This is a genomic window from Arenimonas caeni (genome assembly GCF_003024235.1).
Lineage (GTDB): Bacteria > Pseudomonadota > Gammaproteobacteria > Xanthomonadales > Xanthomonadaceae > Arenimonas > Arenimonas caeni.
Map to the genome: position 1 here is coordinate 15,424 of NZ_KZ679092.1, position 12,756 is coordinate 28,179.

General features: G+C 68.5%; 10 protein-coding genes and 2 tRNA genes. 3 read left to right on the top strand and 9 right to left on the bottom strand.

The window, feature by feature from the left end:
* Window positions 1-239: 239 nt before the first annotated feature.
* Together C6N40_RS09315 and uvrB are read right to left on the bottom strand one after the other, a co-directional pair.
* Window positions 240-314 (bottom strand) — tRNA-Val (locus C6N40_RS09315).
* Window positions 315-391: 77 nt separating this feature from the next.
* Window positions 392-2,395, bottom strand: a complete 2,004-nt coding sequence (gene uvrB / locus C6N40_RS09320) for an excinuclease ABC subunit UvrB (protein WP_106990751.1) — start codon at window positions 2,393-2,395, stop codon at window positions 392-394.
* 148 nt (window positions 2,396-2,543) lie between these two features.
* Here uvrB and C6N40_RS09325 point away from each other — a divergent pair, with 148 nt between their 5' ends.
* Both C6N40_RS09325 and C6N40_RS09330 read left to right on the top strand, forming a co-directional pair.
* A complete protein-coding gene (locus C6N40_RS09325; RefSeq protein WP_106990752.1) occupies window positions 2,544-3,083 on the top strand; it encodes a GspH/FimT family pseudopilin in 540 nt (179 codons plus the stop codon).
* Between the two features lie 50 nt (window positions 3,084-3,133).
* Window positions 3,134-3,210, top strand: a tRNA-Asn gene (locus C6N40_RS09330).
* A 59-nt stretch (window positions 3,211-3,269) separates the two neighbouring features.
* On the opposite strand, the gene C6N40_RS09335 is transcribed toward C6N40_RS09330, so the two are convergent.
* From C6N40_RS09335 to C6N40_RS09360, 6 genes are read right to left on the bottom strand one after another with little or no spacing between them, the layout of a single operon-like run.
* The gene (locus C6N40_RS09335; protein WP_106990753.1) at window positions 3,270-3,680 is read right to left on the bottom strand and encodes a type IV pilin protein; all 411 of its coding nucleotides are present in this window, start codon (window positions 3,678-3,680) and stop codon (window positions 3,270-3,272) included.
* A 3-nt stretch (window positions 3,681-3,683) separates the two neighbouring features.
* Complete coding sequence (locus C6N40_RS09340; RefSeq protein WP_162782173.1) at window positions 3,684-7,409, bottom strand: PilC/PilY family type IV pilus protein; 3,726 nt, start codon at window positions 7,407-7,409, stop codon at window positions 3,684-3,686.
* 41 nt (window positions 7,410-7,450) lie between these two features.
* Window positions 7,451-8,023 (bottom strand): pilus assembly PilX family protein, encoded by a 573-nt coding sequence (locus C6N40_RS09345; protein WP_106990755.1) that lies wholly within the window; start codon window positions 8,021-8,023, stop codon window positions 7,451-7,453.
* Window positions 8,020-9,129, bottom strand: coding sequence for a PilW family protein (locus tag C6N40_RS09350; protein WP_162782174.1), 1,110 nt, complete (start codon window positions 9,127-9,129; stop codon window positions 8,020-8,022). Before C6N40_RS09350 ends, C6N40_RS09345 begins: the two co-directional genes overlap by 4 nt.
* A gap of 2 nt (window positions 9,130-9,131) precedes the next feature.
* Window positions 9,132-9,587 (bottom strand): type IV pilus modification protein PilV, encoded by a 456-nt coding sequence (gene pilV / locus C6N40_RS09355; RefSeq protein ID WP_106990757.1) that lies wholly within the window; start codon window positions 9,585-9,587, stop codon window positions 9,132-9,134.
* A 10-nt stretch (window positions 9,588-9,597) separates the two neighbouring features.
* Window positions 9,598-10,164 carry a GspH/FimT family pseudopilin gene (locus C6N40_RS09360; protein WP_162782179.1) on the bottom strand — a complete coding sequence of 189 codons (567 nt, stop codon included), beginning with the start codon at window positions 10,162-10,164 and terminating at the stop codon, window positions 9,598-9,600.
* Between the two features lie 181 nt (window positions 10,165-10,345).
* Between C6N40_RS09360 and C6N40_RS09365 the strand changes: the two genes are divergently transcribed.
* Window positions 10,346-11,368: a sensor histidine kinase gene (locus C6N40_RS09365; RefSeq protein WP_106990759.1), complete on the top strand. Its 1,023-nt coding sequence runs from the start codon at window positions 10,346-10,348 to the stop codon at window positions 11,366-11,368.
* A 3-nt stretch (window positions 11,369-11,371) separates the two neighbouring features.
* On the opposite strand, the gene ppnN is transcribed toward C6N40_RS09365, so the two are convergent.
* Window positions 11,372-12,754: a nucleotide 5'-monophosphate nucleosidase PpnN gene (gene ppnN / locus C6N40_RS09370; protein ID WP_240183492.1), complete on the bottom strand. Its 1,383-nt coding sequence runs from the start codon at window positions 12,752-12,754 to the stop codon at window positions 11,372-11,374.
* Between the last annotated feature and the right edge of the window lie 2 nt (window positions 12,755-12,756).

The following is a 12,756-nucleotide window of genomic DNA, read 5'->3' on the forward strand; positions in this document are numbered from 1 at the left end:
AACAAAAAAGGGCGCCAGGCGCCCTCGCGGATGCGAAGCCTGGCAGGTCGTCTATCGGGCCGTGGTAGTGCTCATGTCGCACGCTCGACGCCGGTTTCCCGGGGCCACCTTCTTCCTTGGATACGCCGTCAAAGGTAGGACGGGGCAAGGGCCAAGTCAACGCCGGCCCCGGAAACGCGGAAGCCGCCCGGAGGCGGCTTCGACGGGATTTCCTGCGTTCCATCCCGATGGATCGGGGATGGTGGGCGGTACAGGGTTCGAACCTGTGACCCCTACCATGTCAAGGTAGTGCTCTACCGCTGAGCTAACCGCCCGCAAGGGCCGCGAAGTATAACAAGCGGCCCGGGCCACGACAACGGGCCATGCCGCCGGGCCGGACCGGCCGGCGGGCTCAGGCCATCAGGCCCTGCTCCCGGAGCCGGTGGATCTCGTCCCGGACCCTGGCGGCCTCCTCGAACTCGAGGTCGCGGGCGTGCTGGTGCATCTTGGCCTCCAGCTGCCTGAGGCGGGCGGCCAGCTGGGCCGGGTCGAGGGTGGCGTAATCGGCGCCCGGCTCGGCCACCTTGCGCCCGCGGGCCTCGGCCGGCTCGGACCGGGCCCCCTCCATCACGTCCATCACCGCGCGCACCACCGACTTGGGGGTGATGCCGTGGGCCTGGTTGTACTCGACCTGCTTCTGGCGGCGGCGGTCGGTCTCGTCCATGGCCGCCTTCATCGAGGCCGTGATCCGGTCGGCGTAGAGGATGGCCTTGCCGCGCAGGTTGCGGGCGGCGCGGCCGATGGTCTGGATCAGCGAGCCGGTGGAGCGCAGGAAGCCTTCCTTGTCGGCGTCGAGGATGGCCACCAGCGACACCTCCGGCATGTCCAGGCCTTCGCGCAGCAGGTTGATGCCCACCAGCACGTCGAACACGCCCAGGCGCAGGTCGCGGATGATCTCGACGCGCTCGACCGTGTCCACGTCGCTGTGCAGGTAGCGCACCTTGACGTCGTGCTCGGCCAGGTAGTCGGTGAGGTTCTCGGCCATCTTCTTGGTCAGCGTGGTGATCAGCACGCGGTCGCCGAGCTTCACCCGGGCGTGGATCTCCGAGAGCACGTCGTCGACCTGGGTAGCCACCGGGCGCACTTCGACCTCGGGGTCGACCAGGCCGGTGGGGCGCACCACCAGTTCGACCACCTGCTCGCCGGACTTCTCGATTTCGTACTTGCCCGGCGTGGCCGAGACGAAGATGGTGCGCGGCGAACGGCGCTCCCACTCCTCGAACTTCAGCGGCCGGTTGTCCAGCGCCGAAGGCAGCCGGAAACCGAACTCGACCAGGGTTTCCTTGCGCGAGCGGTCGCCCTTGTACATGGCGCCGATCTGCGGAACGGTGACGTGCGACTCGTCCACCACCAGCAGCGCGTCCGGCGGCAGGTAGTCGAACAGGCAGGGCGGCGGCTCGCCGGGCATCTGCCCGGTCAGGTGCCGGCTGTAGTTCTCGATGCCCGAGCAGAAACCCACCTCGGCCATCATCTCGATGTCGTACATGGTGCGCTGCTGCAGGCGCTGCGCCTCGACCAGCTTGTTGGCCTTGTACAGCACCTCCATGCGCTCCTTGAACTCGGCCTTGATGGTCTCGATGGCCTCGAGAACGGTGCGCCGGGTGGTGACGTAGTGCGACTTGGGGTAGAGCGTGAAGCGCGGCAGCTTGCGGCTGACGTGGCCGGTGAGCGGGTCGAACATCGACAGGTTCTCGATCTCGCCGTCGAACAGCTCGATGCGGATCGCCTCGATCTCCGATTCGGCCGGGTGTACGTCGACCACCTCGCCGCGCACGCGGAAGGTGCCGCGCACCAGCTCGGTGTCGTTGCGGCTGTACTGCATCTCGGTGAGGCGGCGGATCAGCTCGCGCTGGTCGATGCGGTCGCCGCGCACCAGGTGCAGCACCATCCGGAAGTATTCGTTCGGGTCGCCCAGTCCGTAGATCGCCGACACCGAGGCCACCACGATCGCGTCGCGGCGCTCGAGCAGGGCCTTGGTCGCCGACAGGCGCATCTGCTCGATGTGCTCGTTGATGTTGCTGTCCTTCTCGATGAAGGTGTCGGTGCTCGGGATGTAGGCCTCGGGCTGGTAGTAGTCGTAGTAGCTGACGAAGTACTCGACCGCGTTGTGCGGGAAGAAGCTCTTGAACTCGCCGTAGAGCTGGGCAGCCAGGGTCTTGTTCGGCGCCAGCACCAGGGTCGGCTTCTGCACCGCCTCGACCACGTTGGCGATGGTGAAGGTCTTGCCCGAGCCGGTGACGCCGAGCAGGGTCTGGTGCGCCAGGCCGGACTCGAAGCCCTCCACCAGGCGCCTGATCGCCTGCGGCTGGTCGCCGGCGGGCTGGTAGGGCGAGACGATCTGGAAGCGGTCGGACATCGGGGGGCGTCCACGCGGAGGCAAACCAGCAGTATAGCCAGCCGCCGACAAGGGGCCGCGACGATGTCCTGCCCGGCCCGGGCGGATCGCCGATGCCCCGGTCCGGCCGCGATCGCAAGACTGCCCCGGAACGATCCGGAGGCAGGGCATGGGCCGCAGGCACGAGGGATTCACGCTGGTGGAACTGGTGGCCACGGTAGCCGTGCTGGCGGTCGTGCTGGCCCTTGCCCTGCCCTCGTTCCGGACGCTGCGCGAGCAGCAGGCGGCCCTCGCGGGCCTGCACGGCCTGACGGTGGCCCTGGCCCAGGCACGCATGGCGGCCATCCAGCGCGGGCGCCCCGTCACGGTCTGCCCCAGCGCCGACGGCCTGAACTGCCGCTCCGACCTGGTGTGGGAGGATGGCTGGCTGGTTTACGCCGATCCCGGCCGGCTGCCCCAGCCTGCCACGGCTGCGGACATCCTCTGGGCGGAACAACGCCCGCCTGGCGCCGTGGCCATCCGCGGCAGCATCGGCCGGCATCGCGTGCGCTACCAGCCGACCGGTTTCTCCGGGGGCAACAATGCCAGCCTGCGCCTGTGCAGCCGCGACGGCCGCCTGCTGGGCAGCGTGGTGGTCAACATCGCCGGCAGGACGCGCAGCGAGCGCCTCCCGGCCGATGCCGCGCAGCCCTGCCCCTACGCGCCCTGAGGCCTTCGGGGCTTGACCGGGGGGCCGTGTCGTTTAAAATGCCCGTCCCCGCCCGAATAGCTCAGCCGGTTAGAGCACTTGACTGTTAATCAGGGGGTCGTTGGTTCGAGTCCAACTTCGGGCGCCAGATGAATGAAAAAGGCTCGCATCGCTGCGAGCCTTTTTCTTTTCCCGGTCCGGAGTGCCTTACCAGCACAAGTCCGGGCTGGCGCTCCCTGAGATCGTCCGCTGGCCGATCTGGTTCAGGCCCAGGTTTCCGCACTTAGTGTCCTTCGCCGCCTGCTGTCCCAGGGCGGTGGCCTGCAGGGTGAAGCCGGTCGCCGTCGGGGCCCCCGACAGCGCGAAGGTGTAGAACGGCGCCAGGTCGTTGGCGCAGGCCGTGTTGGGAAGCACGGCGCCGACATAGGTCATGTTGGTGGTGTAGTACCGCTCCATGAACTGTGCCGACTCGATCAGGCAGGCCGTCGCCGCCGCGCGCCGGGTGTTGATCGTGTGGTTGATATAGGCCGGATATGCGATGGCCGCCAGGATCGCGATGATCGCCACGACGATCATCAACTCGATCAGGGTGAAACCCATTGCCTTGCGCTGGTGCATGGATCAGTCCTCTCCGATGATTTCGCGCCACTGCAGGCGTTGGGCTTCGATGTCGCCGGTCTGCGGCGACCCGGGCACCGTGGTGCACTGGCCGTTGGAACCGCAGACGATGATCAGGTCGTCGATCTGCGCGGACTCGGTGGGCATGCCCACGCCCGGGTCGATCGAGCCGATCGGCAGGCCGTTCTCGCCGACGGTGTCGTTGTTGCCGCTGCCGTCGCCGTCCAGGTCGAAGAAGGACGAAGAGCCGGTGCCACTCGAATCAGCCGGGCTGGTGCCCGTGAACACGTCGATGGCATTGAGGAAGCCGGCACCACCGGCCTCGCAGCCATTGCCCTCCGAGGGAATGACGCTGGACACGTACGCCGCGCGGCCGTTGATGCGCGGGCCACTGATGATGCGCTCGCCCGGCGTCGGCTCGTCGAGGTCGACCACCCAGCCACGCGAGCCGGCCGGCAGCGCCGCATAGGCCTCGAACGCGCGGACTTTGCGACCATCGGACAGCGTACCCACCTGGGCGATCCCGCGCAGGACCAGGTCGGACCGACCGTTCGTGACCGCCGTGTCGTCGTCGATGATGCCGTACCAGGACTGCACCGTGGTCGAGGACAGGTCACTGAAGCTGATCAGCCTGCCGGTGCCGAAGTTCACCCAGACGCGGGCATAGCCCGACTCGCGGGCAAGCGCCAGGCCGCCGGTGATCGGCTGGCGGGTGCCGCCGGCATCCGTGGCGACGAACAGCGGCGAACCGCCCAGGTCCACGTCCCACTGGTTCGGGTCGCTGGAGGTCAGGTCGAACTTCCACAGGTTGCCCTGCAGGTCGCCGGCGTAGACGAAGTCGGCCTTGCCGTCGGCATTGAGGTCGGCTGCGCGCGGCGAGGACAGGCCGTTGCCGCTGCCGGTGCTGGCCGTGATCTTGGCCAGTTCGCCGCCCGTGAGCATGTCGTAGACGTAGAGCACCGCACGCCCGCTGGTGCTGTCGATGCCGTTCGGGACGATGGCCAGGATGGCATCGTTGTTGCCCCTCACGATCAGCGGCAGGCCAAGCACGTAGCCCATGTCGTTGTCGACGTCGGCGGTCTTGTCCCACAGCACGTTGCCGGCGACGAAGTTGGTCGGCGTGCTGACGTTCAGGCCGAAGGCACCCTTGCCACCGCGGCCGAGCGTGCCGACCAGGTAGTTGGTGTTCGCCTGCAGCCGGAAGGTGGACAGGGCCACCGGGCCATCGACGAAGAAGCCGTGGGTGTAGGCCGGATCCGAGATCGAAGCCAGCTTGCTCCAGTTGACGCCCGCCGGCACGTAGGAGAAGCGCACGTTGCCGGTGAGCGCGTCGATGGCATGCAGCATGCCGTCGTTGGCGCCGACGTAGAGCATCTCCGTGTCGCGGGTGTAAACCGGCGACGAGTTGATGATGTCGCCCAGCACGGAGCTGCGGTTGCGCAGCACGCCACCCGCCGAGAGCTCCAGGGCCTGGTCGCCCTTGATGTAGCTGGCGTTGTTGGCGCCGGTCACGACCGCCGCGCCGGAGGCACGGGCGAGCAGCCCGGACTGGGTGGTGGTCGGGAAGGTGGCGCCACCGGTGCCGTTCCAGGTGAGCACGCGGCGGTTGTGGTAGTCGTTGCCCGTCTGCGCGTCGGCATAGGTCGCCGCGATGCGGGAGCTGACGCGCCAGGCCTCGTTTGCGGAAATGCCACCAACGGCGGTCACGTCGCGCGCCACCAGGTCGCCGGTCCAGACGCCCGAGCGGTAGGTCGCCTGGTACATGCGGGTGTCGGACTGGAAGGTCGAGCTGTTGGTCGCCACGTTCGAACCCGAGGCCAGGCGCGCCTGGATCAGGCCGAGCACGCTGGTGATCGCCTCGCGGAAACGGTCGGCGCTGGTGGCGGCGATGAAGTCGCCGCGACCGTTGACCGCCGCATGCAGCAGGTCGTCGATGCGCTCGGCGTTTTCGGTGTCGGTCGGGTTCGGCCAGTTCACGGCCGTGCCGTTGATGCGCGGACGGCCGTCACGCAGCACCTGCGAAACCGAGGTCTGGTCCACGGTGCCCTTCAGGCCGATCGAGATGCCGAAGGTGACCATGTGCTGCCAGAAGGCCGGGTTGTCGGCGCTGGTGGGAATGATGTTGTCCTGGTCGGGCCGCAGGTCGTTCTTCCAGTACTTCATCGCCACGTCGGCGAGCGTATTGGAGTAGTTGGTGTTGGTGTTGGTGTCGCGGAACGGATGGGCGCGCGTGTAGCGGATCGACGTGGTCTCGTCGGCCGGGTTGTAGATGGCCACGCCGGACTGCCCGTCCTGGTCGCCAATGGTGCGCGTGCCGATGCTGCCGTTCCAGTAACCGTCGGTGGTCAGGATGGCGAAGTTCTGGCGGCACTCGAGCTGGTCGGCCGTCGCGGCCGGGCCGTAGGGGCCCGCGGCATCGTCGCGGCTGAAGTACTCGCCGGTGTCGTAGAGCGCAGCGCGCAGCGGCGTACCGCTCTGGCCACGGGCACCGAACAGGCGGGCGAACCAGGTGTTGCGGGCCGTGCCCTCGAACTTGCCGTCGTTGCCGTCCTGGACCGGGATCTCGTAGTTGCTGCGGTTCCAGATGGTGCGGTAGCCCACGCGCACGTTGTTGCCCAGCTGGTTGAAGGCCTCGCTGGCGCCCGCCTTGGCGATCTTCATGCGGGTGCGGTGGTAGGAGAACCAGGTGGCGTAGTTGGCCAGCTCGTCGGCCACTGAACGGCCGGCGATGGTGTTGACCAGGGTGCAGTTGCCCCAGGCCCAGGTGCCGGTGGTGCCGCAGCCGATGCGGCTCACCGTCTGGTAGCGAATGCGCATGTCAACGTTGTCAAAGGTTCCACTGAGTCGGGCACGCCATTGGCCTTCGGCGGCGCTTGCAATGGAGCAATTCTCGAGGTTGCGATTCCCGCTGGGGCCGGTGTCACTGTTGCAGACCACCGTGCCGGACGGATTGTAGACGCGCAGGCGGACGTTGCCCGTCCCGCTGAAGGTGTCGACCGTGATGGGCGTGTTGTTCGCGACCGTGAAGTAATAGTCGAGCTGGTCGTCGTCGTCGATGTTGTCGTAGTTCTCTTCCTGCTGGACCGGACTACCGACCACGACGCCAGCGCCGCCGCCGTTGACCAGTTCACTGCGGACGATATACGGCGTATTGGCCACGTGGTGGATCTCGTAGCGCCAATAGTTAGCCGAGTTGCGCAGGTAGTTGGTGGTCGTGTCGGTCAGGCTCTTCGGCACGTGGAAGACCTGCGGACCACCGCACACCTGGGTACTGCTGCCGTTGTAGTCGTAGTTCTCGCAGCTCGAGGTGCTGCGGAGGTCGACCAGGTCGCTCTCGCCGTTCGCATAGCCCGTGCCAGCGAAGTTGAACGAACCGTAGACGCCGGCCATGGTGGTGCCGCCGGTCATCAGCGAGCCGTCGGCGTTCTGCCACGGACGGTAGCTGGTGGCCGGGTTGTAGTAGACCGTGTTGCCGATGTAGGAGCCATCGGTGATGTTGTTCGACGGACTGGCGCAGTTGCCGTTGCTCTGGCGCCGGCAGATCGTCGGCACGTCCGGGTTGGGCATGTCGTTGAAGGCCATCGAACCCGAGTCGTCTAGGATGAACATCAGGTTGGGCTCGACATTGCCCGCGCCCGTCTGCAGCGGGTAATCGGGGAAGCTCTGGGCGAGCGCGGAGCTGACCGGCAGCGCCAGCAGGGTGGCGGCGAACGCGGCCAGCGCGCTCATCCGGTGTCCCATCGTCTTCGGAGTCTTGGCATTCATCGCGATTACCCCACGGGGGCCTGGAAAGTGGACTGGAGCATCACCTCGGTGCCGTTGTTCATGCGGCTCAGGACCGTGATGCGGTAGTACCGGCCGACGGCGGTGCTGTTGCAGTCGGATACGGACAGATCGATGTCGCTGGTGCAGGTGCCGACGAGGGTGCCGGCCTCGCCCATGTCTTCGATGACGTAGCGCAGCAGGTCCACCTCGACATCGACATCGCTGGAGCCCTCGAGGTTGGAGGCGCGGTAGCCGGCGCCGGTGGTCCAGAAGGCGTCGTTCTCCCAGGGGAAGGCGGCGCCAACCGCCACCGTGGCGCACAGGCCGTTGCTGCAGCCGACCGCCGGCGGTGCCGGCCGGCCCGGGTCGGCGGCGTAGGACTCGGCCTCGCGAAGCGCGGCTTCGGCGAACTGGAAGGCGATGGCGCGGGCGGCGACGTTGCCGCTCATGCGCTCCTGCATCACCGTGCCGCGCATGGCGGCCAGGCCCAGCAGGGTGACGACGATCAGCAGCAGGAGCACCACCACCAGGGTGATGCCGCGCTGCCGGCCCGGCGCGGAAAATTGACCACGGTTCACAGCAGGTCCTCCCGGTTGCGGAGCGCGACCACGTGGGTGATGGTGCGGTTGATGGCGTTGCCGTCGGTGCCCTGGATCTCGCGATCGCTGAGTGCACCCTGGGTGCCCTCGAAGCGGATGCTCAGTCGGACCGCGGCGACGCGGCTCCAGTCGGCCACGGTGCCGGCGTCGCCGTAATCGGTCTCCCCCGCCTCCAGGTACGTGAGCTGCATTTGCTCCACGCCTTCGACCACCTCGATGCGGCTCAGCTCGGTATCGGGCGTATTGGTGTCGGAACGGTTGGCCAGCACCGCGCGGTAGAGCGACTGGCCGCCGCGGGCGTTGTTGCCGACGTACCAGTGCGTGGAGGTGGCACGCGCGACGTAGGCGGGCACGCTGCTGTCCTCGCCACAGGTACCGCCGCCGGCGGCCGGCGTGAAGCAATAGCTGTTGGCGTTGTTGTCGGGGTTGTCACAGCCGTAGGTGTCATCCGGGTCGGCCGGCACCGGCAGGGTGAAGCGCGCGCTGCAGTTCGAGCCCGCGCCCGAGTTGTGGCCGATCTTGGTGCCCACGCCCGGCAGGCCGGTGACCTCGAAGATGAAGGAGCGACCCACGTTGCAGACCAGCAGCACGTCGCCCACCTGGATGTCGGCGGTGGAGGTCACGTCGAGCTCGGCGCTCGGGTTCGGATGGCTGGTGACGCGGATGCCGCCACCTGACGCCGAGAAGAGCTCGAGCGCATCGGTGCCGGCCACGCGCTGGCCGATGCCTGTACCGGTGGCCGTGCCGGGCATGGCACCTTCGTAGCCGGCGATGCCGTCGTTGAAGCCATCCCAGTAGGCATTGTTGCCGTGGCTCATCATGTTGATGGGCCGCACGTTGGCGCCACAGGGGTTACCGCCGGCCTCGCGGATGTCGCGCGACATCAGCTCGAAAGCCACGCGGCCGTGTTCCTGGACGCGGCCCAGGGTCTCGGTGGCGTTGTATACGCGCTTGTTGGACAGGAAGACGCCGCCCGCGGCCGCCACCACGATCAGGCCGAGGATCAGGGCGATCATCAGCTCGATCAGCGAGAAGCCTGCCTGGCCGCGCCGCGCGCTATGCATTTTGTTGGAGGTGCTGGGCATGGTCAGAGCCTGGTCTGGGTTGCGATTTCCTGCACGGCGTCGCCGCCGGTGCCGCGCTCGTCGTTCCAGCGCACGCCGATGATGCAGGTGACGGCACCGCAGTCGATGCGGCCGCATGCGGTGGGGCCGACGCTCTGCTGCAGCTGGCCGATCCAGCGCGCGGTGTCGCCGGCGATGCGGGAAGCCGCTGGATCCGCCGGGGCCTCGCAAAGCCAGCCGGTGTCGTAGAGGCGCGCGATCGCCTGCGGGCGGTTGGCGCGCATCATGTCGAGCATGGCGTAGCTCTGGATGATCGCCGCCGTGCGCTCCGAAGCGCTCTGGGTGTTCTTGAGCGTCAGCGACTGCAGGGCGGCGATGCCGAGCAGGCCGATGGCCAGGATCAGCACGGCGATCAGCACCTCGAGCAGGCTGGCGCCGGCCTGGGTGCGTCGGGAATGCGGGTGGGCGTGGGTTCGCATGGATCGTCTCTCAACCATTGCCTGGTGCCTGGCAGCCGGCGGAACCGGTGGGCGTGACGCTGATGCGGCTGACCGCGATCTGCAGGTCGCGGGCGTTCTCACCGGCGTCCAGTTCCGAGGTGCAGATGCGGATGGTGCCCGAGGTGTCGGCGGCATTGTTGCCGGCGCGGGCGAAGCCGCTCGAGTTGAACGACAGCCGGTTGCCGTTGGTGATGGCGGGGCTGCCGACCACCGAGATGCCGCGCCCAAGGAACCGGAACTCCCGGATCACCTCGCCGCCCGCCGCCGCCTCGCGGATCACCACGCGGGTCCAGTCGCCCCCGTTGCAGGCGCTGCCATCGGTGGTCGGGCACATCACCACCCGCTGGTTGCGGCGGATCGCCTCCATGCGGGTGAGCTGCGCCGCGGCCACGACCTCGTTGGTGATGGCGGTGAGGCGATTGCGGTTGGTGATGCCCTGGAAGCTGGGCACGGCGATGGCCAGCACGATGGCCAGCACCGCCACCGTGACCATCAGTTCAAGCAGGGTGAAACCGGCCTGGCGCGGGCTCCCCGCCCGGCCCCGACCCAAATCCATTCGTGATGCGTTGTGCCCCATGGCCCATCCTTTACAGGCTGACGCAGGCAAGTTATCCCCAGCCGGCCGGGCCTGGCCAACGATGCCCGACGAACGGCCCGGCGGCCCGGGCGGGCGGCGTGAACGCCCACCCGGCGCGGTTCCGGGGCATCATGGGGCGTCCCGCCGAAGCCGAGGCCCGATGCCCGCCACTCCGCCCAACCCCGCCCGCCCGCTGGACGTGCTCTGGCAGGCCAACGCCATCCTCTGGGTCATCCTCGGCGGCGAAGGCCTCGCGGCCGTGCTGGCCCTGGCCCCCGGCCTGGCGGCCGACCGACTGATCTACTTCGGCCTGGCCTCGCTGTGGATCCAGTGGACCGCCCTGCTGACGCTGGCACTGCTCTACCTGGCCCGCCGGCAGCTCAACCGCCTGCGCCCGCCGCAGGTCGCGGCCGTCGCGCTGGTGGTGAGCCTCGCCCTGTGCTGGCTGATCACCCTCGTGATCCGGGGCTACCTGGAGCCCGGCCAGGGCCCGGGCCGGGTCGACTGGCTGGGCCTGGCGCTGCAGGTTTCCGGCATCACCCTCACCTTCGGCCTGCTCGGCCTGGCCGCCTTCCACAACCACTGGAAAGGCCGGCTGGCGGCCGTGCGTGCCAAGCAGGCCGAGCTCGAGGCCCTGCAGGCGCGCATCCGCCCTCACTTCCTGTTCAACACGCTCAACACCGGCGCGGCCCTGGTGCACGCCCGCCCGGAGGAGGCGGAGCAACTGTTGCTCGACCTGGCCGACCTGTTCCGCGCCGCGCTCTCGGGCCCGGCCGAGCTGCCGCTGCAGGACGAGCTCTCGCTGGCCCGGCGCTACGTGGAGATCGAGCGCCTGCGCTTCGGCGATCGCCTGAAGCTGGACTGGGTCGTGCCCGGGCAGTTGCCCGAGGTGCGGGTGCCGGCGCTGTCGATCCAGCCGCTGGTGGAGAACGCCATCCGGCACGGCATCGAACCCTCGCCCACCGGCGGCCGGCTCGACGTGGCCGTGGCGGTGGAGCCGGACGAGGTGCGGGTGGTCGTGGCCAACGACCTGCCGCCGGCCGGCACGCGCCCGGCCGCCGGGCACCAGGTGGGGCTGGCCTCGGCGCGCGAGCGCATCGAGGCCCTGAGCCAGGGCCGCGGACGGCTGACGACGCGGGTGCAGGGCGGCCGCTACGTCGCGACCATTACCCTGCCCCTCTGAGACTCAGCCGACGACCTGGTAGCAGGGCTCGTAGGTGCCGGCGATCTTCATGCGCCGCTGCTCGACGAAGGCGCGCAGCAGGGCATCGAGCGCCCGCATGATGTCCTTGTCGCCATCGATGCGGAACGGGCCGTGCCGCTCGATCTCGCGCATGCCCTCTTCCTTCACGTTGCCGGCCACGATGCCCGAGAAGGCCCGGCGCAGGTCGGCGGCCAGCAGGTGCAGCGGCTGCTCGCGGTGCAGGTTGAGCGACGCCATGGCGTGGTGGTTGGGGACGAAAGGCTGCTGGAACTCGAACGGGATGTGCAGCGACCAGTTGAAGAAGAACGCGTCCTTCTCGTCCAGGCGGTGCGACTGCACCTTCTTCAGGCCGGCGCGCATGGCCCTGGCGACGGCCACGGGGTCGTCGACGATGATCTGGTAGCGGCTCGTGGCCTCCTCGCCCAGGGCCAGGCGCAGGAACTGGTCGATCTGCTCGAAGTAGGCCGCCGAATCCTTCGGCCCGGTGAGCACCAGCGGGAACGGCAGCCCGGCGTTCGCCGGGTGCAGCAGCAGGCCGAGCATGTAGAGGATTTCCTCCGCCGTGCCGACGCCGCCCGGGAACACCACGATGCCGTGGCCGAGGCGCACGAAGGCCTCCAGGCGCTTCTCAATGTCCGGCATGATCACCAGGTGGTTCACGATCGGGTTCGGCGACTCGGCGGCGATGATGCCCGGCTCGGTGATGCCGATGTAGCGCGGCTTCCAGTGCCGCTGCTTGGCGTGGGCGATGGTGGCGCCCTTCATCGGCCCCTTCATCGCGCCCGGGCCGCAGCCCGTGCAGATGTCCAGGCCGCGCAGGCCCAGCTCGTAGCCCACCTTCTTGGTGTAAAGGTATTCCTCGCGGCCGATCGAGTGGCCGCCCCAGCACACCACCAGGTTCGGCTCGAGGTAGGACTTCATCACCCGCGCGTTGCGCAGGATCTCGAACACCGCCTCGGTCATGCCGGTGCCGGTGGCCAGGTCGATGCGGCCGCTGCCGGCGATCTCGTTGGCGTTGTAGACCAGGTCGCGGACCACGGCGAACAGGTTCTCGGCGATGCCGCGGATGATCTCGCCATCCACGAAGGCCTCGGCCGGCGCGTTGCGCAGCTCGATCTTGATGCCCCGGTCCTGCTGGTGCACCTCGATGCCGAAATCGGGGAAGCGCTGGGCCGCGGCGCGCGGGTCGTCGGAATCGGTGCCGCTGGTGAGCACGGCCAGCGCGCAGCGGCGCAGCAGCTCGGTCTGGCCGCCGGCGGAGGCGTCGGCCAGGCGCGCCACTTCGTCGCGGGAAAGGATGTCCAGGCCACCGCGCGGGGAAATGCGCGCGTTCACGGTGGGGGCTTTGTTCGGGGTGTCGCTCATCG